Genomic DNA, 17,954 nt, shown 5'->3' with positions numbered 1-17,954 from the left:
TCTAGACATGCCCGCCGAGGCCGGATGGCAGGAACACCTCGACCTCCAGGCCATGTGGCTGGCGGTTGCGCAGGTGGATGGCGCCGCGATGCTCCAGGATGATGGCGCGTGCAACGCTCAGCCCCATACCCAGGCCGCCGGTCTCGCGGCTGCGCGAGGCATCGACGCGATAGAAGGGCTGGAACACCTTTTCCATCTCATCTTCCGGAATGCCCGGGCCACTGTCGCGGATGAAAATGCGCACGCCGTTGATCTCGGAAATCAGCGAGACATAGGCGTAGTCGCTGTATTTGATCGCGTTGTCGATCAGGTTCATGATTGCCCGCAGCATCGCGGTCGGCCGGCAGTTGAGCGCCAGATGCGACGGACCGGAATATTCGATCACCGCACCGGCATCACTGCGGTCGTCGCACAGCGTGATCAGCAGCACGGCAAAATCGACCCGCTCGATCGGTTCGTTGCGCGGATTGAACGAGGCAAAGGACAGCAGCTGGTCGGTCAGCATCTCCATGAAATGCAGCTCATCCAGCATGCGCTGGCGCTGCTCGCTGTCTTCCACATATTCGGCGCGCAGCTGCAGCCGGGTCAGCGGCGTGCGCAGATCGTGCGACAGGGCGATCACCAGTTCGGTGCGATCACGCACGAAGCGATTGATCTTGTCCTGCATCTCGTTGAAGGCGGTGGCGATGGCGCGGAATTCGACCGGGCCTTTCTCGGGCAGTCTGACCGGCTCCTGCTCCGCCCGCCAGCCCTGCGCCGCCGCCACCAGCTGCTTGAACGGGCGCAGCATGCGCCAGGTCGACCAGAAGGCCAGGCCGGCGATGATGCCCATGATCAGCACGAACCACAGCAGCGTGATGGCCAGCGGCGAAATCGGCTCGAAGGTCACTTTGGGCCGATAGGCGGTCCAGACCTGCTCACCGGTGGCGTCGGCCTGGCGGACCCAGACGGTGAAGACCCCGGGGACGAGGAAATCCTCGTCCATATATCCTGTGCGTGGCGGGTCGTCCGGTCCCGGCGGTGCACGGTCCGGCCAGCCCGGCGGTGGGCCAGGCGGGAATCCCGGGGGCGCCCCGGGTGGTGGCCTGAATCCGTCCGGCTCGGGGCCGCTGCCGAAAATCAGCCGCGGCATCGACCGTACCCCGTCAGCGCTACCCGGCTCCGGCCCCACCGCCACGGCGATGCGCGGTACCGGCAGAGCCCATAGCAGCAGGCGTCCCCCGGGGCGCGGCCAGTCGACGCTCACCGTCACCTGCTCAATGCCGCTCTCTGCCAGTGCAAGCTGCAGCCGGCGCTGCACATCCCGGAACGGGAATGGCTGGCGGATCGCTTCGCGTGCCGGCGGTAGCAAGTCGGAGACAGGAACAAGGACGTCGTCGTCGCGGGCGGCCACACCGGCGGCATGGCGCCGCATCTCGGTTGTCAGGGCCTCGATACTGTAGAGCGGCATCTCGCGCGGGCGCGTGCTGCGCAACAGCAATACGGTGGCGACCTGCGTGCACAGGATCGCCAGGATGATGGTCCCCGCAATACGCCATACGATGCGGTCGCTGCCCAGCTTACGCAGCGACCGTCCAATCAGTTTCATTATGCCGCCTGCAGTGCCTTTACCTCTGGCGTGAAGATATACCCGCCGCTGCGCACTGTCTTGATCAGCTCAGGCATATTCGGGTCGAGTTCGATCTTTTTGCGCAGGCGGCTAACCTGCACGTCGATACTGCGATCAAACAGAACCGTGGAGCGGCCGCGGGTCAGATCAAGCAGCTGGTCGCGGCTGAGCACCCGCTGGGGATGCTCGGCAAAGGCGATGAGCAGGTCGAATTCGCCCGAGGTGAGCGGCAGCAGGGTTCCATCGGGCGAGCGCAGATGGCGCTTGCCGATCTCCAGCGTCCAGCCGCTGAAGGCATAGGCCTGGGGCCGGTCGATCTCTTCGGCCGTCGCCGTGGCGGCGCGACGCAGGATCGCCTTGATGCGGGCGACCAGTTCGCGCGGACTGAAGGGCTTGGTCAGGTAATCGTCGGCGCCGATCTCGAGGCCGAGAATGCGGTCGGCCTCGCCCGAGAGCGCGGTGAGCATCAGGATCGGAATCTGCACCTCCTGACGCAGGCGGCGGCAGAGCTGCAGGCCATCCTCGCCCGGCAACATCAGGTCGAGCACGATCAGGTCGAAGCGGCCGTTCTTCAGCGCCGACTGCATGCCGCGACCATCGGCGGCGGGCGTGACGCGAAAGCCATGTTCGGTGAGGAACCGCATCAGCAGATTGCGTATCTCGCGGTCGTCATCGACAATCAGGATATGGGGGGTACGGGACATCGGAATATGTGTTCGGGGAATCAATGTTTCGTGTTCACGCATGATGCCAGCCGATCCTGCGCTGCGAAAGCGCGAGTTTGTAACGGAGTATTGCGATCTGCAGTTAACGCTTGTTTACTAACGTGATCGCCATCACAGCAACGCATTTGCCGCAGCCGGTCAAAGCGACAGATTGAAGGCTACTGAAACCCGCTTGCCATCACCTTCATACGGCTGCACCGCATGCAGCAGCCATGACGGGAATATCAGCAGAAGCCCGCTTTGCGGGAATATTCGCTCACCCAGGCCTGCAGTCACGCAACCTTTGATCGCCATCTTGACCAGCGGATTGTAGGCCATCGGTAAAGGACCGCGGGGATCGTAGAATTCGATGGCGCCGCCGCGGCCATCCTGGCCCGCGATACCGCCATCATCGACATAGAAACAGCCAGACCAGAACGCCCCGGGATGGCAATGCATGTCATTGCCGTTGCCGGGCCCATTGATATTGGCCCATGCATTCACCTTCCAGGCGAGGCGCTGGCGCTCCAGACCATTGGGACCGCAGACCATGGTGATATTGCCGACGGCTTCCTCAATCACGGCATAGAGACCCTGGCCGGGAATACCGGCCCAGTCGAAAAAATCATCGCGCGACTGCCAGCCGCCGCGGTTGCTGTGCCGGACACCCGGATCGGACGCCGCATGCGTCAGGATCAGTTCACGCAGTGTCGCCAGCAGTGCCGCCTGCCCGCCCAGATCGATCTGCACCAGCGGTGTGGCGAACAGATGACGGATTTCGCTATGTGCGGTCATGGCTGCAACTGCGCCGCATAGCGTGGCGCCGGATTGCCGTGGAAATCATGGACACCGGTATGCGTCAGGCGGCCGGCGGTATCGAGCCAGACCTTGCCGCCGGCGCGACGCCAGCGCCAGCAGAAGGCATAATCCTCGCTGAGATATGTGCCGGTATCGGGATCGATCATGCAGTCGAAGATCGCATGATCGATGCGGTTGCCGCGCACCGGCGGATGAACCAGCATCTGGCTGTAGCGCAGCTCCGGATGGGCCGCGATGACGCGCTGGATCGCCCGGCGGGCAATCAGCATGAAGCCGGTACCGGCATGGATGCCGGTGACAAACCCTTCACGCGCCTCGGCTTCGCCATCCCGGCAGGGCGTGCCGCAATAGCGCAACGCGGACTCCTCGCCCCACTGGCGCTGGCCGGTTACACGGGCATGCTCCCAGTCCAGCACCTTGAGCGGGTAGACGCCGGCGACCACATCCTCGCCGAAACGCAGCATGCGTTCGACTTGTTTCGGATCGAAGGAGATATCGGCATCGACGAACAACAGATGCGTCGCCTGCGGCATATCCAGGAAGGCGGAGACCAGCGTGTTGCGGCTGCGCGTGATCAGCGAGTCATTGCCCAGCATCGCCAGCGTGACATCGAAAAAGCTGTTGCGGGCATGCTGCATCAGGCCGATCACCGACTGCATATAGGCCTGGTGCACCTGCCCGCCGTAGCAGGGGGTAGCGACGAAAATGAACGGACGCGTCATGGCGATACGATCAGGCGTCGGTCTCGTCATCGGTGCTTCCGGCATCGAACACCGCAATGACATCCTCGGGCAGAACCTCCATCCCCGACACGATCAGATACTGGGTGCCATCAATGGTCTCGACCGCCTCGACATAGCCACGGGCATAGACATTGGTGCCATCGAGCACGGCACCGGTGGAATCCTTGGCCGTGACCTCGAGCGTGTAGTTGCCGGGATCGCAGGCATTGCCTTCGGCATCGGTGCCATCCCAGGCCACCTCGATGCGGCCGCTGGTGCCCGCACCGGCATCCTCGGCACTCATGCTGCCGCTGCGCACCACATTGCCGTCCTCATCCAGAATCCGGTATTGCACGGTGGCGGCATCGTCGGGCAGGTCGTAGGACCAGAAGCCAGTACCGCCCTCGGCCAGCTCGATCTCGTTGCTGTCGAAATCGACCACCTTGCCGATATAGCTCAGATTGTTGCTCGACTGCTGGCTCTGCAGCATGGAGATCATGGTTTCCAGGTTCTTGTTCATGTTGATCTGCTGTTCAACCTGGCTGAACTGCACCAGCTGTTCCGTGAACTCGTTCGCATCCATCGGCGAGGTCGGGTCCTGGTTCTTGAGCTGCGTGGTCAGCAGTTGCAGGAAGGTGTCGAAATCGCTGGCCAGGACACTGGAGGCGCTGCTGGCGGCGGATGTGGTGCTGGCGGTTGTGGAACTGACGGCGCTGACCATGGCGGTTCTCCTGCGAAGGGTTGCCCCTCCTCTAGCGCAGGAATCGCCGGATCAAATCTCAAATCCGGTCGCCGCAATGCTGCGTAACAAAATACAGATGCAACATTAATTTCCGTTAGCCATGTTTTCACAGGCTGGGCCGGGGCTCGATAGGAACAGGCAACAGCGGTATTCTGGCCCTCCTGCGCCAGAGACGGAGCCGTCATGACCACCCAAAAAACCGTGCGCCTGCCCGGCGGAGAGAGTGTGCCGCGCCTCGGTCAGGGCACCTGGCAGATGGCGGAGAAGCCGAGCCTGCGCCAGGCCGAGATTGCCGCCCTGCGGCTCGGCCTCGATCTTGGCATGACGCTGATCGACACCGCCGAGATGTATGCCGATGGCGGATCGGAAGAGCTGGTCGCCGAGGCGATCGCCGGCCGGCGTGCCGAGGTGTTCCTGGTCAGCAAGGTGCTGCCGAGCAATGCCAGCCGCAAGGGCACAGTGGCGGCCTGCGAACGCAGCCTGAAACGGCTGCAAACCGACCGCATCGACCTTTACCTGCTGCACTGGCGCGGCAGTCCGCCGCTGGCCGAAACGCTGGATGCCTTCGAGGCCTTGCAGGCAGCCGGCAAGATTCGGCACTGGGGCGTCAGCAATTTCGATATCAACGACATGACTGAACTGTCGCGCGATCCGCGCGGCAAGGCCTGCGCCACCAACCAGGTGCTCTACAACCTGACCCGGCGCGGCATCGCATTCGATCTGCTGCCCTGGCACCAGGCCCAGCAACAGCCGATCATGGCCTATTCACCGATCGAGCAGGGTCGCCTGGCAGGCCACAAGGCCCTGCAGGCCATCGCGCAACAGCATGGCGTGACGCCGGCCCAGATCGCGCTGGCCTGGCTGCTGCGGCAGGAGACTGTCATCACCATCCCGAAGGCGGGCAGCGCGCAGCATGTGCGCGACAACCATGCCGCGCTCGACATCACGCTGACGCCAGACGATCTCGCGGCACTGGATCAGGCTTTCCCACCACCGAAGAAAGCCCGCCCGCTGGAAATGATCTGAAGCCTACTTGGCCGTCATGTTCTTGTGTTCAAGCCGGCTGAGCCAGCGCACCAGCGGCCACAGCAGGGCCAGGTAGATCAGCGCCGCCAGCACCACCGGCGAGGGATTGAACAGCAGCGCCTGGGCATCGCGGGCGACCCGCAGCAGCTCCGGCAGCGCCACCACGCTGGCAATCGTGGTCAGCTTGACCACCTCGATGCTGTTGCCGACCAGATCGGGCAGCACGTTGCGGGTGGCCTGCGGCACGATCACATAGGCAAGCGCCTGCATGCGGGTGAGCCCGGTGGAACGCGCCGCCTCCATCTGGCCCTGCGGCACGCTGAGCAGGCCGGCGCGGAAGACTTCGCCATAATAGCTGGAGTTGTTGAGCAGGAAGCCAAGCGCCACCGCCAGCAGCTTGGGGATATCGAGCCCGAGGAAGGGCGTGCCGAAATAGATGAAGATCAGCAGCACCAGCGGCGGCAGAGCACGGAAGATATCGACATAGGCCGCGACCAGGAAGCGTATCCAGCGGCTTTCGCTCTGGGTACCGAGCAGCGCGACGGCGAGGCCGCCGACCAGGCCGAGCGGAATCACCAGCGCCGAAAGCCACAGCGTGGTGAACAGGCCCTGCAGCAGGTAGGGAAAAACCTGGATGAAGACATCGATGTTGAAGAAGTTGCGCAGCAATGCGTCCATGATGCGTCAGACCTTCCACTGCCAGCGGGTTTCCAGCCGCCGGGCCGCATAGAGGATCGGAATGAACAGCAGCAGATAGGCGGCCGCGGCCATGGTCAGCGGCGTGGGATTGCCCGAATTGCTGCTGGCCGACTGGGCCTCATTCAGCACCTCGTTCAGCGCCACCACCGACCCCAGCGCGACATTCTTGCTGATGGCAATCACGCGGTTGGTCAGCGGCGGCACGGCGATGCGGAAGGCCTGCGGCAGGATCACCGCCGTCATGGTCTGCCACCAGTTGAGCCCGGTGGAGCGGGCCGCTTCCGATTGGCCGCGCGGCAGCGCCAGAATGCCGCCCCAGACGCTTTCCTCGGCATAGGCCGCCAGCACCAGTGACAAGGCCAGCCACACGGTGGTGAAGGCGTTCATCGGCATGCCGATCAGCGGGAAAGCAAAGAAGAAGACGATCATCAGCACCAGCGGCGGCAGCGCCCGCATGATATCGGCGAAGGCGATGATCAGCAGCGACAGCGGGCGGAACTGCATGGCGCGCAGCACCGCCAGCACCACGCCGAACAGAAGGCCGGTGATCGCGACCAGAACGCCGACGCCGGCAGTGACGCCCAGACCCTTCAGCAGGTCGGGCCAGTATTTGGCCGCGACTTCCAGGTTGAAAAAGGTATGGACGAAGCGTTCGAAGTCGCTCATCGCTATTCGGCCGCGTGATAGCGCGCCAGAAAGGCCTTGGTCCGTTCGTGCTGCGGCGCGCCGAACACTTCGGCCGGCGGTCCCTGCTCCACGATCACGCCACCATCCATGAAGATGACGCGGTCGGCGGCGGCGCGGGCGAAGGCCATTTCATGGGTGACCACCAGCATGGTCATGCCAGCCTCGCGCAGCTGGCGCATCACCTTCAGCACCTCGCCCACGGTTTCCGGATCAAGCGCGCTGGTCGGCTCGTCGAACAGGATCAGCTTGGGCTGCAGCACGATGGCGCGGGCAATGCCGACGCGCTGTGCCTGGCCGCCTGACAGCTGGGCAGGATGCACGCCGGCCTTGTCGACCAGCCCCACCTGCTCCAGTGCCGCCATGCCGAGCTTGTCGGCCTCGGCCTTCGACTTGCCCAGCACCTTGCGCAGCGCCAGGGTCACATTGCCCAGCGCGGTCAGATGCGGGTAGAGATTGAACTGCTGGAACACCATGCCGATCCGCTGGCGCACCGTGTTGATATCGACATCGGCACGGGTGATGTCGGTGCCATCGACCACCACCTGCCCGCCGGTCGATTCCTCCAGGCGGTTGCAGCAGCGCAGCATGCTGCTCTTGCCCGACCCGGACGGCCCGATGACGCAAACCATTTCACCGGGCCAGACCCGGAGGTCGATGCCACGCAACACGGAAAGAGAACCGTAGGCCTTGTGCAGGCCTACGAGTTCCAGGATCGGCGATGGACTCACGAACGACTATCCTTGCTGCGAAGGCTTACTTGCACGCCAGCGTCGCCGGGGTCGGGTCGTAGCCTTCCATGCCCGGAACGCCAAAGCCCGGGGTGATGGTCGCCGCGGCCGAACCCGGCTTCGGCTTCTCGCCCAGCCACTTCTCGACGATCTTGGCCAGCGACCCGTCCTGCTTCATGCACTTGATCGCCATCGACATCTCGTTGCGCAGCGCCTTGTCGTCGAGCCGGAAAGCCATGGCCCAGACCAGGCCGGTGGAGATCACCAGCGTCGCCTTGAGATCGGGATTCTGCTTCGCCGACCAGGCGCTGGAGGTGTTGCCCGACATGTTGGCATCGGCGCGGCCGGCCAGCACGGCCTGTACGGCGTCGGCATTGGTGCCGAAGACGTCATACTTGAAGCCGAGCTTTTCGGCATTGTCACGGGCCCAGTTCTCGTAGGCCGAACCCTTGTTGACCGTGATGGTCTTGCCCTTGAGGTCTTCGACCGTCTTGATATCCGGCGCGCTCTTTTTCTGCACGAAGCCGTAATCGGTATTCAGATAGCCGTCGCTGAACAGCATGTTCTTGGAGCGCTCCGGCGTCACCGTCACCGGGGCGATGACGAAGTCGTACTTCTTGGCATTGAGACCGGGGATCAGGGCGGAGAATTCGGTGCCTTCGATGTCGATCTTCTTGCCCAGCTTCTTGCTCAGCTCTTCGCCGAGATCGATGTTGAAGCCCTGCAGACCGCCGCCCAGCTTGGCCATGGCATGCGGCGCGAATGTGGCGTCGATGCCTGTCTTCAGGGTCTGGGCCAGAGCCGGCAGGCTCAGGCTGGCGGCGGCAAACACCGCAACGGCGAAGAGACTCCGGTTCAGCTTGCGATAAATCATGACAACCCCCTTGTTATGGATGATGGATGGAACGCGCAGATACAGTTCAGTCGGGCGGCGTGCCGAGCGGCGCACCCGCCCCGGTCCGTTCGATAATCAGACCGTAATGCTCGGGCCGCCGATGCTTGGCGAAATTGAACACATGCTCGCGGAATGTCTCGCCCAAGCTGAGATCGGCGTTGACGAACAGCAGTTCGTCGCCCTCGCCCTGCGCCTGGGCCACGATCTCACCGGTCGGCGCGACAATCGCCGAACCGCCGATCATATGGAAACCATCCTCGGAGCCGCATTTGCCGGCAGCCGCCACCCAGAGGCCATTCTGATAGGCATTGCCCTGCAGCGAGAGCAGGTGATGGAACATGCGCAGGTGCGGCGGTTCGCTCCAGTGGATGTTCCAGCTCGGCGTGTTGTAGCCCAGCGCCACGATCTCGGCGCTCTGCAGGCCCATGACGCGATAGGTCTCGGCCCAGCGGCGGTCGTTGCAGATGCACATGCCGATACGGGCATCCAGTGTTTCCCAGACCTTGAAGCCCTCATTGCCGACCTCGAAGAATTTCTTCTCCAGGTGCTGGAATGGTGCGGTCGGGATGTGATGCGAATGGCCAGGCAGATGAATCTTGCGATAACGGCCGACGATCTTCGACTTTTCGTTCACCAGAATGGCAGTGTTGAAGCGGCGGCCGTCCGGTGTCAGCTCGGCATAGCCGAGATAGAAACCGATGCCGAATTCGGCGGCCAGATCGAACAGCGGCTGCGTCTCCGGGCCCGGCATGCTGCGCTCGAAAAAGCGCTCGACCGCTTCCTCCTCGGTCATCCAGTAGCGCGGGAAGAAGGTGGTGAGCGCCAGTTCGGGGAAGACGACGAATTTGGCACCGCGCGCATGGGCCTCGCGCAGCAGCGCGATCAGGCGCTTGACCACGGCGGCGCGGCTGTCGGCCAGGTTGATCGGCCCGAGCTGGGCCACCGCCAAACCATAGGGACGCTTGAGACTCATTGCATGCCAACCAGACTGCGCAGCATCTGCCGTGCCACGGCGGCCGAAATCCCGGTCGGGTTGGCCAGCATGTCGGACGGCTTGCGCTTGAGGAATTTGCCCGAGCCGCGTTCGGCGTTGAGCGTGTTGTTCTCGACCACGACGCGGCCACGGCTGATGACGATTTCCGGCCAGCCCTTCAGCTTGCGGCCTTCATAGGGCGTGTAGCCGACATTGTCGTGCAGCATGCCGGTGGTGACGGTGACCTCGCGGTCCGGGTTCCAGATGCCGATATCGGCATCGGCGCCCACGGCAATCGTGCCCTTGCGACCGCTGAGGCCATACATCGCCGCATGGTTGGTGGCAGTCAGCGCCACGAATTCCTGGATGGTGATACGGCCGGCCATGAAGCCTTCGGAGAACAACAGCGGCAGGCGCAGTTCCAGGCCCGGTACGCCATTGGCCATTTCCTTGAAGGTGGTGGCATCGCCCTTGGGCAGCTTGCCGGTCTTGTCGAACCGATAGGGCGCATGGTCCGACGAATAGGTCAGCAGGGTACCATCCTTCATGCCGGCCCAGACCGCTTCCTGCGATTCCTTGTCGCGCGGCGGCGGCGAGCAGCAGAACATCGCACCATCCATGCCGTTGCGATCCAGGTCTTCCGCAGTGAGAAACAGATATTGCGGGCAGGTTTCGGCATAGACCGCGGCGCCGCGCGTCTTGGCATTGCGGATAGTGTGGATGGCCTCCTGGCCCGACACATGCACGATCAGCAGCGGCACGCCGAGCAGGCGCGACAGTGCAATGGCACGGTTGGTTGCCTCGCTCTCGGCAATCGGGTCATGCGCCACGGCATGGTATTTCGGCGCCGTATGGCCCTGCTCCAGCAGGCGATGCGCCAGCCAACGGATCATGTCGTGGTTTTCGGCATGCACCATGACCAGCGCCTGTTCGCGCGCCGCCACCGCCAGCACATCGAGCAGCTGGTGGTCATCCAGCCGCAGCTTGTCATAGGTCATATAGACCTTGAGCGAGGTGATGCCTTCGCGGATCGCGGCCGGCAGATCGGTCTGCAAAGCCGTGTCATCGGGATTGGCGAGGATCAGGTGGAAGCCGTAATCGATCACGGCCTTCTCGCGCGCCAGCCGGGCGTAGTCGGCCACCACTTCGGGGATTTTCATCTCGCGATGCTGCGCCGCAAACGGGATGATCGTGGTGGTGCCGCCGAAGGCGGCCGAAACCGTGGCGGAATAGAAGTCGTCAGCGCACATCAGGCCCATGCCCGACAGCTGCTCGACATGGCAGTGGCTGTCGATACCGCCGGGCAGAACCCAGCGACCCGCCGCGTCAATCTCGCGCTCGCCCGGCGCGACGGAAGATCCGATCGCGGCGATCACACCGTCACGAATGCCGATATCGGCCTCGAAGACTTCGGCTGCGGTGGCAACGCGACCCTTGCGTACCACCAGATCGAATTCCCCCATGCGCCTCACTCACTTCGTTACGCAAACACTGCGGAAAGTTTCGCAATGCAGCACCAGAATGTCGCATGCCGGTTTGTCATCAGCCCTTAACACGATGTTAAGGGCCGGCCGTCAGTGCCGCAGGGAACTGCCGGCTTCCGCATCGAGCAGCGAAAAGCCGTTCAGAGCCATCAGCTTGCGCAGGATATCGACAAAGCCCTGGGCCAGCTGCGACAGCGGTTCGAAGCGCAGGAAGGCCAGGTTGGCGGTCATCACCGGTGCATCGGCCACCGCACAGGCGACCAGATGCCCGTTCGGCCAGTTGTGCAGCGAAAACTCGTCGATCAGTGCGATGCCGCCGCCGGCCTGCGACAGCGCACAGGCACTCTGCGGCGAGCCGACCTCGATGGTGGTGCGCAAGGGTTCGCCGGCGGCGTCATACATCGACGCCACCATGCGGCCGTAAGGGCTTTCACGGTCATAGCTGATCAGCGGATAGGGCCGCAGGTCGGCGAGCGTCAGCGGGCCCTTGCGCTGTGCCAGCGGGTGATCCTCCGGGCAGACGCAGACGATGCGGCTCTGGCCCAGCGGCTTGGTTTCCAGATTGGGATGTTCGATGGGCGTGCTGATGATGCCGATATCGGCCTGGTGGTTCAGCAGGCGATCCTGCAGCGGCGCGTAATTGAGGAAATTGAAGGTGACCCTGGCATCGGTGTAGCGCGCGCAGAGGCCGGCGATTGCCTGCGGAATCAGCACATGGCCGATACTTGGGCTGGATACCACATGCAGCACGCCCTGGCGCCGCTCGGCCAGCGAATGCGCGACTTCGTTGACCCGCTGCACGCCGAGGTAGACATGATCGACCTCGCGGAACAGGCGTTTCGCCTCAGGGGTGGCATACAGCCGACCCTTGATCCGCTCAAACAGCGGAAAACCAACCCGCGTCTCGGTATAGGACAGCAGACGGCTGACCGCAGGCTGCGAAACATGCAGCACCTTCGAGGCGCCGCTGATTGACCCGGTGCTCATCACCGCCCGGAACACTTCGATCTGCCTGAGATTCAATGACATGGCGGCCACTCCCTGCGGTTTTTTATCGGTCATCGCATGATGCACCGAAATCGGGCAGGCCCATAACACTGGGTTAAGGGCTGTGGACAAATAAGCAAGGAGCATGCCATCGGCAGCAGGCTTAGACTGCAACCCATCTTCACAGGCTCTTGTCTTCACTGGGAAAACGCCATGGCCTCCACCGTCCTTGTGATCAATCCGAATTCCAACGAAGCCGTCACCGCTGGCATTGACGCGGCGCTGGAACCGCTGCGTATGGCCGGCGGGCCATCCTTGCGCAGCCTGACCCTGAAAGAGGGGCCGGCCGGTATCCAGACCCAGCAGGATGTGGAATCGGTGACGCTGCCGCTGGCAAGGCTGGCGAAATCGCTGGAAGCCGATGCCGGCGCTTTCGTGATCGCCTGCTTCAGCGATCCCGGCCTGCATGTGGTGCGCGAAGCGGTCAAGAAACCCGTGCTCGGCATCGCCGAATGCGGCGTACTGACGGCGCTCACACTCGGCCACAGCTTTGGCGTCATCGCCATCCTCGATGGCTCAATCCCGCGCCACCTGCGGCTCTGGGGCGCCATGGGTGTCACCGACCGGCTGGCCGGCGAGATGGCCATCGGCATGGGTGTCGCCGAACTGGCTGACAGGGAACGCACGCTGACCCGGATGATCGCGGTGGGCAAACGTCTGCGCGACGAGAAACAGGCGCATAGCATCGTGATGGGCTGCGCCGGCATGGCCGTCTTCCGCGATCCGCTGCAGGATGCACTTGGCATTCCGGTGGTGGAACCGACCCAGGCCGCCGCCGTGATGGCGCTGGGCCGCGTGCGTCTGGGCTGGTAAGCCAAAAATGGATTTCGCTGCCGCCGATCTGTCGCCGGATCGCATCTACAAGCTGCTGGTCAGCACGGTGATGCCGCGCCCCATCGCGCTGGTCTCAACACTGAATGCCGACGGTATCGCCAATGCCGCACCCTTCAGCTTTTTCAACGTGTTCAGCAATGCGCCCCCGCTGCTGGTGATCGGCATCGAGGGCAACAAGCGCGAGGACGGCCGGCCCTACAAGGACACGGCACGCAATATCGCCGAACGCGGCGAATTTGTCGTCAACATGGTGAGCCGTGCTATCGTCGAGCCGATGGTGGTCTGCGCCATCGACTTCCCCGATGGCGTGAACGAGATTGTCGAGGCCGGCCTGACCACGGCGCCATCGAAGCAGATCGCCGTGCCGCGCATCGCGGAATCGCCGGTCAGCTTCGAATGCCGCACCTTCAGCATCACCGACCTGCCCTATAACCGCAAACTGGTGACCGGCGAGATCCTGCACCTGCATATCCGCGACGGCCTGATCGACGACAAGCTGCATGTCGATGCCGCCGGCCTCGATCTGGTCGGCCGCATGCATGGCGCAGCCTGGTACACCACGACGCGCGACCGTTTCGAGGCACCTCTCATGACTGTCGCCGAATGGCGAGCGAAGCAGAAGCCATGACCGACACGGCTTTTCTGACGCAGCTGGCCGATATTGTCGGCACGGCCCATGTCCTGACCAAGGCTGCCGCGCAGGATGCCTATGTCGTCGACTGGATGAAGAAGTATCGCGGTCGCGCGCTGGCCGTGGTGCGGCCGGCCGACACGGCGCAGGTATCTGCCGTGCTGCGCTGCTGCAACGACGCCCGGGTCTCGGTGATTCCTCAGGGCGGCAATACCGGCATGGCCGGCGGTGCCACACCGGATGACAGCGGCCGGCAGGTGATCCTCAGCCTCGGCCGGCTCAACCGGATTCGCGAGGTCGACCCGGTCGGCAACACCATTACGGTGGATGCCGGCTGCATCCTCGCCAATATCCAGGCTGCGGCCCGTGAGGCCGGGCGGTTCTTCCCGCTCAGCCTCGGCGCCGAGGGCAGCTGCACCATTGGCGGCAATCTCGCCACCAATGCCGGGGGCATTGCCGTGCTGCGCTATGGCAATACCCGCGAACAGGCGCTGGGCCTGGAAGTGGTGCTGGCCGATGGCCGCATCTGGGACGGACTGCAGGGCCTGCGCAAGGACAACACCGGCTATGACCTGCGCGACCTGTTCATCGGCTCGGAAGGCACGCTGGGCGTCATCACCGCCGCCGTGCTGAAACTGCAGGCGGCGCCGGCGGTGCGCGTCACCGCCATGATCGCCCTGCCCGACCAGGATGCGGCGCTGAAGCTGTTCGTGGGGCTGGGCGCCCGCGCCGGCGACCGGCTGACCGCCTTTGAGTTCATGACCCGCAGCTGCCTCGATCTGGTGCTGCAGCATGTGGCCGGCACTGCCTCGCCCTTTGCCGTCGTGCCACCCGCTGTGGTGCTGACGGAGCTGAGCGATACCGATGCGGCGGCCGATCTTGCCGGCCTGCTGGAAACCATCCTGGGCGATGCCATTACTGCCGGTGAAGCCGAGGATGCCGTGATCGCCCAGAGCGGCGAACAGGCCAAGGCGCTGTGGCGCCTGCGTGAAGGCATCTCGGAAGCGCAGGTGCGTGCCGGCAAGACCATCAAGCATGATATCGCCCTGCCGATCGGCCGCCTGGCCGCCTTCATGCGCGACTGCGAAACCGCCGTTGAAGCCGCCTTCCCCGGCCTGCGTTTCCTGGTGTTCGGCCATCTGGGCGATGGCAACCTGCATTACAACCTGCAGCGTGCACCGCAGATGACCGACGACGAATTCTACGCACTCACCGGCCCGCTGAATGCCGTGGTGCACGATCTGGTCCATCGCTATCGCGGCAGCATCAGCGCCGAACATGGCGTCGGCCAGCTGCGCCGCGATGAACTGCCGCGCTACAAGCCGCCGGTGGCGATGCAGATCATGCACGACCTGAAACGGCTGTTCGACAGCCGCAATATTCTCAACCCGGGCAAGCTGCTCCAATCATAACCGTTCGCCGCCTACGAGGATTACATGGCCAAACTCGACGAAACCGCCGCTGGTGTCTACATCATATCGGTGACACCGTTCACCGATAGCGGTGCGCTGGATCTGGACAGCACCGACCGCATGGTCGACTTCTACATGGAGCAGGGCGTCACCGGCTTCACCCTGCTCGGCATGATGGGCGAAGCGCCGAAACTGACGCTGGCGGAATCGCGCAGCTTCGTGAAGCGCGTACTCGCCCGCCTGAACGGCAAGGTGCCGGTGGTGGTGGGCGCTTCCAGCCCCGGTTTTGCCTCGATGGCCGAACTGACCAAGGCGGTGATGGACGATGGCGCCGCCGGCGTGATGATCGCTCCGCCCGGCACGCTGAAGACCGACGACCAGATCGTCACCTATTACGAGAATGCCTCTGAAGCCATCGGTGCCGGCACGCCTTTCGTGGTGCAGGACTTCCCGCAGTCGACCAATGTGCATATGGCGCCGTCGGTGATCGCGCGCATCGTCAAATCCCTGCCATCCTGCGTGATGCTGAAGCATGAGGACTGGCCGGGTCTCGCCAAGCTGAGCGCTCTGCGCGCCATGAAGGACATGCGCCGCATCAGCATCCTGGTCGGCAATGGCGGCCTGTTCCTGCCCGAGGAAATGGAGCGCGGTGCCGATGGCGCCATGACCGGCTTCGCCTATCCGGAAATGATGGTGGGCGTGGTGCAGGCCTATCAGGCCGGCAAGCCGCAGCGTGCCCGCGATATCTTCGATGCCTATCTGCCGCTGGCCCGCTATGAACAGCAGCCCGGCCCCGGCCTGGCGATCCGCAAATACGTGCTGCAGAAGCGCGGCGTGATTGCCTCGGCCGCCCTGCGCAAGCCCGGCCCGAAACTGTCGGCCGTGGATATCGCCGAAGTGGAAACCATGATCGCGCGCCAGACCAGGCGCCTGCAGGAGATCGGCTGATGGATCTCGGCCTCACCGGAAAACGCGCACTCGTTCTGGGCTCCAGTCGCGGTCTCGGCGCCGCCGTCGCCCGCACGCTGGCCCGCGAAGGTGCCACCGTGATCGCCGCCGCCCGCAGTGTGCAGGACACCAAAGCCTGGATCGCGGCCGAGGCGCCCGATGTCGCCGTGCGCCTGAGCGCCCATGCGCTCGACCTGTCCGATCGCGCTTCGGTGGATGCGCTGGCCGATGCCGTTTTGGCCCAGGCCGGCGTCGATATCCTGGTCAACAACAGCGGCGGTCCGCCGCCCGGTGCCGCCGCCGAGATCGCGCTGGAGCTGTGGCAGACGCAGTTCGCCGCCATGGCCGGGCATCTGTTCCATCTGAGCGGCCGGCTGCTGCCGCCGATGCTGGCGCGCGGCTGGGGCCGCATCATCACCATTGCGTCTTCTGGCATCGAACAGCCGATCCCCAATCTGGCGCTGTCCAATGGCCTGCGCATGGCCGTGCTGGGCTGGTCGAAGACCCTGGCCGCCGAAGTGGCGCCGAAGGGCGTCACCGTCAACCTGGTGCTGCCTGGCCGCATCCATACCGACCGCGTCGACCAGCTGGACCAGGCCGCCGCCAGCAAGCAGGGCAAGAGCCGCGACGATGTGGCGAAAGCCTCGCAGGCCGCGATCCCCATGGGCCGCTATGGCCGGCCTGAGGAATTCGCTGATGCGGTGGCTTTCCTGGCCAGCGAACGCGCCGGCTATATCACCGGCACCAAGCTGCGCGTCGATGGCGGGATGATCCGCGGCGTCTGACCGGTGGGGCCTTGCCGTTTGGCACGGCTGCCCCTTAGATGGGGCATGCCTGCTGACCGGTTGCGCGCCCCATGAAGCCCCAGTCCCGCTCCCGCGCCTTTTCGTATTTCGAGGCGGTTGCCCGCATCGGCTCGATCCGCAAGGCAGCCGCAGCACTCAACATCGCCTCCTCGGCGGTCAACCGGCATGTGCTTGACCTGGAGGAAAGCCTGGGCGTGGCGCTGTTCGAGCGCCTGCCGCGCGGTGTGCGGCTGACCAGTGCCGGCGAGCTGCTGCTCGCGCATATCCGCCGCACGGCGCATGATTTCGATCTCACCCGCTCGCAGATCGAGGAACTGCGCGGCCTGCGCCGCGGCCATATCCACCTCGCCATCATCGAGGCAGTGGCCGATGTGGTGGCCGAGCAGATCGCCACCTTCCAGGCCAGCCATCCGCGCGTCACCTTCACCGTCGATGTGGTGGGCAGCCAGCAGGTGGTGGCCGCCACCGTGCGTGAGGAAGCCCATATCGGCTATGCCTTCAATCCGCCGGCCGACCGCCGCTTTGCCGTGGTGGCCGATGTGCCGCAGGCCCTGCAGGCGCTGATGGCGCGGCGCCACCCGCTGGCCGGCCGCGACAAGCTGCGACTCAGCGACTGCCTGCCCTATCCGATCCTGCTGGGTGACGAGAGCCTGGGCGGTCGTCGCCTGCTCGACACCGCCACGGAAGGCTCGTCGCTCTCGCTGCGCCCGGTCGTCACCGGCAATTCGGTGGCAGTGATGCAGACGGTGGCGGCGCGCAGCCAGGCGATCTGCTTCCAGATCGAGATCGGCGCCCGCAGCGGCGCCGGGCTGGTCGCCATCCCGCTGGTCGACCGCGCCCTGCGCGGCCGGCTGGTGATCGGCATCGGCCGCAACCGCCAACTGCCCGTCGCGGCTGCGGTTTTTCTGGAAAACCTGAAGGCCGACCTCGCCGCCCGCCAGCGCCGCAAGGCCTGATCCCAGAGCGATGCCAAAAACAGAGCGGTCTGCTCTGAAAACGCTGCTTGTCGGCATCGTTCACCGCCGGCTTACTGAACCCGTTAGAGGATTTCGGGGCAGTGTTTCGGGGGCAGGTCATGGCCGTGCTGGATTACGTACCGCTCATCGACATCGCGCCGTTTCGTCTGGGCGATGCCGCCGCCCGCCGCCAGGTTGCCGCCGAGATTGACCGCGCCTGCCGCGAGATCGG

General features: G+C 64.4%; 19 protein-coding genes. 7 read left to right on the top strand and 12 right to left on the bottom strand.

The features are described 5' to 3' along the window. Nucleotide 1: 1 nt before the first annotated feature. The 5 genes from AAG799_RS08820 to AAG799_RS08800 form a co-directional block, all read right to left on the bottom strand. Entirely contained in the window at nucleotides 2-1,588 is a 1,587-nt protein-coding gene (locus AAG799_RS08820; protein WP_341895455.1) for a HAMP domain-containing sensor histidine kinase, read from the bottom strand. Further along, entirely contained in the window at nucleotides 1,588-2,313 is a 726-nt protein-coding gene (locus tag AAG799_RS08815; RefSeq protein ID WP_341895454.1) for a response regulator, read from the bottom strand. Before AAG799_RS08815 ends, AAG799_RS08820 begins: the two co-directional genes overlap by 1 nt. 159 nt (nucleotides 2,314-2,472) lie before the next feature. Continuing rightward, nucleotides 2,473-3,108: a TIGR02466 family protein gene (locus AAG799_RS08810; protein ID WP_341895453.1), complete on the bottom strand. Its 636-nt coding sequence runs from the start codon at nucleotides 3,106-3,108 to the stop codon at nucleotides 2,473-2,475. Continuing rightward, a complete protein-coding gene (locus AAG799_RS08805) occupies nucleotides 3,105-3,884 on the bottom strand; it encodes a hypothetical protein (protein ID WP_341895452.1) in 780 nt (259 codons plus the stop codon). The genes AAG799_RS08810 and AAG799_RS08805 overlap by 4 nt, the downstream gene beginning before the upstream one ends. After that, nucleotides 3,865-4,575 carry a flagellar hook capping FlgD N-terminal domain-containing protein gene (locus AAG799_RS08800; RefSeq protein WP_341895451.1) on the bottom strand — a complete coding sequence of 237 codons (711 nt, stop codon included), beginning with the start codon at nucleotides 4,573-4,575 and terminating at the stop codon, nucleotides 3,865-3,867. Before AAG799_RS08800 ends, AAG799_RS08805 begins: the two co-directional genes overlap by 20 nt. 204 nt (nucleotides 4,576-4,779) lie before the next feature. Between AAG799_RS08800 and AAG799_RS08795 the strand changes: the two genes are divergently transcribed. Then, on the top strand, nucleotides 4,780-5,622 hold the full coding sequence (locus AAG799_RS08795; protein ID WP_341895450.1) for an aldo/keto reductase: 843 nt from the start codon (nucleotides 4,780-4,782) through the stop codon (nucleotides 5,620-5,622). Nucleotides 5,623-5,625: 3 nt separating this feature from the next. Here AAG799_RS08795 and AAG799_RS08790 read toward each other — a convergent pair whose 3' ends face one another. From AAG799_RS08790 to AAG799_RS08760, 7 genes are all read right to left on the bottom strand, one after another. Then, nucleotides 5,626-6,300, bottom strand: coding sequence for an amino acid ABC transporter permease (locus tag AAG799_RS08790; RefSeq protein ID WP_341895449.1), 675 nt, complete (start codon nucleotides 6,298-6,300; stop codon nucleotides 5,626-5,628). A gap of 6 nt (nucleotides 6,301-6,306) precedes the next feature. Beyond that, entirely contained in the window at nucleotides 6,307-6,987 is a 681-nt protein-coding gene (locus tag AAG799_RS08785) for an amino acid ABC transporter permease (RefSeq protein ID WP_341895448.1), read from the bottom strand. Between the two features lie 2 nt (nucleotides 6,988-6,989). Next, nucleotides 6,990-7,736: an amino acid ABC transporter ATP-binding protein gene (locus AAG799_RS08780; RefSeq protein ID WP_341895447.1), complete on the bottom strand. Its 747-nt coding sequence runs from the start codon at nucleotides 7,734-7,736 to the stop codon at nucleotides 6,990-6,992. Between the two features lie 25 nt (nucleotides 7,737-7,761). Next, complete coding sequence (locus AAG799_RS08775; RefSeq protein ID WP_341895446.1) at nucleotides 7,762-8,610, bottom strand: transporter substrate-binding domain-containing protein; 849 nt, start codon at nucleotides 8,608-8,610, stop codon at nucleotides 7,762-7,764. 46 nt (nucleotides 8,611-8,656) lie between these two features. Next, nucleotides 8,657-9,604, bottom strand: a complete 948-nt coding sequence (locus tag AAG799_RS08770) for an N-carbamoyl-D-amino-acid hydrolase (RefSeq protein WP_341895445.1) — start codon at nucleotides 9,602-9,604, stop codon at nucleotides 8,657-8,659. Further along, nucleotides 9,601-11,067, bottom strand: coding sequence for a dihydropyrimidinase (gene hydA / locus AAG799_RS08765; RefSeq protein WP_341895444.1), 1,467 nt, complete (start codon nucleotides 11,065-11,067; stop codon nucleotides 9,601-9,603). The genes AAG799_RS08770 and hydA overlap by 4 nt, the downstream gene beginning before the upstream one ends. A 111-nt stretch (nucleotides 11,068-11,178) precedes the next feature. Continuing rightward, complete coding sequence (locus AAG799_RS08760; RefSeq protein WP_341895443.1) at nucleotides 11,179-12,117, bottom strand: LysR substrate-binding domain-containing protein; 939 nt, start codon at nucleotides 12,115-12,117, stop codon at nucleotides 11,179-11,181. Between the two features lie 171 nt (nucleotides 12,118-12,288). Here AAG799_RS08760 and AAG799_RS08755 point away from each other — a divergent pair, with 171 nt between their 5' ends. The 6 genes from AAG799_RS08755 to AAG799_RS08730 all read left to right on the top strand — a co-directional run bounded on the left by AAG799_RS08755 (nucleotide 12,289) and on the right by AAG799_RS08730 (nucleotide 17,722). Next, nucleotides 12,289-12,948 (top strand): aspartate/glutamate racemase family protein, encoded by a 660-nt coding sequence (locus tag AAG799_RS08755; protein WP_341895442.1) that lies wholly within the window; start codon nucleotides 12,289-12,291, stop codon nucleotides 12,946-12,948. A gap of 7 nt (nucleotides 12,949-12,955) precedes the next feature. Next, nucleotides 12,956-13,597, top strand: coding sequence for a flavin reductase family protein (locus tag AAG799_RS08750; RefSeq protein ID WP_341895441.1), 642 nt, complete (start codon nucleotides 12,956-12,958; stop codon nucleotides 13,595-13,597). Next, complete coding sequence (locus AAG799_RS08745) at nucleotides 13,573-15,012, top strand: FAD-binding oxidoreductase (protein ID WP_341895440.1); 1,440 nt, start codon at nucleotides 13,573-13,575, stop codon at nucleotides 15,010-15,012. The genes AAG799_RS08750 and AAG799_RS08745 overlap by 25 nt, the downstream gene beginning before the upstream one ends. Before the next feature lie 24 nt (nucleotides 15,013-15,036). Continuing rightward, entirely contained in the window at nucleotides 15,037-15,960 is a 924-nt protein-coding gene (locus AAG799_RS08740; RefSeq protein ID WP_341895439.1) for a dihydrodipicolinate synthase family protein, read from the top strand. Next, the gene (locus AAG799_RS08735) at nucleotides 15,960-16,745 is read left to right on the top strand and encodes an SDR family oxidoreductase (RefSeq protein ID WP_341895438.1); all 786 of its coding nucleotides are present in this window, start codon (nucleotides 15,960-15,962) and stop codon (nucleotides 16,743-16,745) included. The genes AAG799_RS08740 and AAG799_RS08735 overlap by 1 nt, the downstream gene beginning before the upstream one ends. Before the next feature lie 71 nt (nucleotides 16,746-16,816). Continuing rightward, complete coding sequence (locus tag AAG799_RS08730; RefSeq protein ID WP_341895437.1) at nucleotides 16,817-17,722, top strand: LysR family transcriptional regulator; 906 nt, start codon at nucleotides 16,817-16,819, stop codon at nucleotides 17,720-17,722. The last annotated feature ends 232 nt before the right edge of the window (nucleotides 17,723-17,954 follow it).

Source organism: Ferrovibrio terrae, from assembly GCF_943371255.1.
GTDB lineage: Bacteria > Pseudomonadota > Alphaproteobacteria > Ferrovibrionales > Ferrovibrionaceae > Ferrovibrio > Ferrovibrio terrae_B.
The sequence above is the reverse complement of the archived record's forward strand: the minus strand, read 5'-3'. Positions and strand labels throughout refer to the sequence as shown.

Coding starts and splice junctions, on each gene's coding strand:
- AAG799_RS08820 (WP_341895455.1), bottom strand. CDS start 1,588: ATGAAACTGATTGGACGGTCGCTGCGTAAGCTGGGCAGCGACCGCATC.
- AAG799_RS08815 (WP_341895454.1), bottom strand. CDS start 2,313: ATGTCCCGTACCCCCCATATCCTGATTGTCGATGACGACCGCGAGATA.
- AAG799_RS08810 (WP_341895453.1), bottom strand. CDS start 3,108: ATGACCGCACATAGCGAAATCCGTCATCTGTTCGCCACACCGCTGGTG.
- AAG799_RS08805 (WP_341895452.1), bottom strand. CDS start 3,884: ATGACGAGACCGACGCCTGATCGTATCGCCATGACGCGTCCGTTCATT.
- AAG799_RS08800 (WP_341895451.1), bottom strand. CDS start 4,575: ATGGTCAGCGCCGTCAGTTCCACAACCGCCAGCACCACATCCGCCGCC.
- AAG799_RS08795 (WP_341895450.1), top strand. CDS start 4,780: ATGACCACCCAAAAAACCGTGCGCCTGCCCGGCGGAGAGAGTGTGCCG.
- AAG799_RS08790 (WP_341895449.1), bottom strand. CDS start 6,300: ATGGACGCATTGCTGCGCAACTTCTTCAACATCGATGTCTTCATCCAG.
- AAG799_RS08785 (WP_341895448.1), bottom strand. CDS start 6,987: ATGAGCGACTTCGAACGCTTCGTCCATACCTTTTTCAACCTGGAAGTC.
- AAG799_RS08775 (WP_341895446.1), bottom strand. CDS start 8,610: ATGATTTATCGCAAGCTGAACCGGAGTCTCTTCGCCGTTGCGGTGTTT.
- AAG799_RS08770 (WP_341895445.1), bottom strand. CDS start 9,604: ATGAGTCTCAAGCGTCCCTATGGTTTGGCGGTGGCCCAGCTCGGGCCG.
- hydA (WP_341895444.1), bottom strand. CDS start 11,067: ATGGGGGAATTCGATCTGGTGGTACGCAAGGGTCGCGTTGCCACCGCA.
- AAG799_RS08760 (WP_341895443.1), bottom strand. CDS start 12,117: ATGTCATTGAATCTCAGGCAGATCGAAGTGTTCCGGGCGGTGATGAGC.
- AAG799_RS08755 (WP_341895442.1), top strand. CDS start 12,289: ATGGCCTCCACCGTCCTTGTGATCAATCCGAATTCCAACGAAGCCGTC.
- AAG799_RS08750 (WP_341895441.1), top strand. CDS start 12,956: ATGGATTTCGCTGCCGCCGATCTGTCGCCGGATCGCATCTACAAGCTG.
- AAG799_RS08745 (WP_341895440.1), top strand. CDS start 13,573: ATGGCGAGCGAAGCAGAAGCCATGACCGACACGGCTTTTCTGACGCAG.
- AAG799_RS08740 (WP_341895439.1), top strand. CDS start 15,037: ATGGCCAAACTCGACGAAACCGCCGCTGGTGTCTACATCATATCGGTG.
- AAG799_RS08735 (WP_341895438.1), top strand. CDS start 15,960: ATGGATCTCGGCCTCACCGGAAAACGCGCACTCGTTCTGGGCTCCAGT.
- AAG799_RS08730 (WP_341895437.1), top strand. CDS start 16,817: ATGAAGCCCCAGTCCCGCTCCCGCGCCTTTTCGTATTTCGAGGCGGTT.